The 826-nt window shown below is 43.3% G+C and carries 1 pseudogene; it reads left to right on the top strand.

Annotation, left to right across the window (positions count from 1 at the left end):
* Positions 1 to 779, top strand: a pseudogene (locus GPLA_RS21110) (IS630 family transposase); the annotation flags it as partial.
* Positions 780 to 826: the final 47 nt, after the last annotated feature.

Genomic DNA, 826 nt, shown 5'->3' on the forward strand with positions numbered 1-826 from the left:
TTGGTATTACATTGAGAAACAAAGCCACTCCTGTAAAGGAGGTCGCTTAAACGATGAAATGCTGCAAAGTTATATTCAACAGGTCTTTGCGGTCAATTATCATCAGAACTCCATTTATAATTTGCTCCAATCACTGGGTATCAGTTGGACGACAAGTCGCTCGAAACACCCTAAGCAATCTAAAGAAGCCCAAGAAAACTTTAAAAAAACTGCAAATTGAAACGATCAAGTTGCTCCCCGGACATATTGCACTGGATAAGGTGGAATTTTGGTTTCAGGATGAAGCGAGAATAGGCCAGCAAAATACCACTACACGCCTTTGGTCGATGAAAGGCTGTCGACCTAGGGCGGTTAAGCAACAGCAATTTGACTATGCATATTTGTTTGGGGCAGTGTGTCCTGCTACAGGGGAAACAGAGGCATTGATAGCGCCTTATGTTGATAAAAATATCATGACGCTCCACCTAGAACAGCTCTCAGCGAAAACCCAAACGGGTAGACATGCTGTAGTGATCATGGATGGAGCAGGATGGCATCAAGCGTCATTGGTGGAGGGTATCAGGAATGTGAGTATCTTAAAGTTGCCCCCGTATTCCCCGGAGCTAAATCCAATAGAACAAGTGTGGAGTTGGCTTCGCCAACACCACTTAGCTAATCGATGTTTTAGCGGCTATGACGATATTGTTGATGCTTGCTCAATGGCTTGGAATGATTTTATTAGCGATGTAAAACGTGTGACAAAAATGTGTTCACGAGACTGGCTTGACGTGGGAAATTAATTACGGTGATTGGTATAATTGGTATTAGTAGTCGGGCTTAAAGTCCC

Source organism: Paraglaciecola polaris LMG 21857 (assembly GCF_000315055.1).
Classification (GTDB): domain Bacteria; phylum Pseudomonadota; class Gammaproteobacteria; order Enterobacterales; family Alteromonadaceae; genus Paraglaciecola; species Paraglaciecola polaris.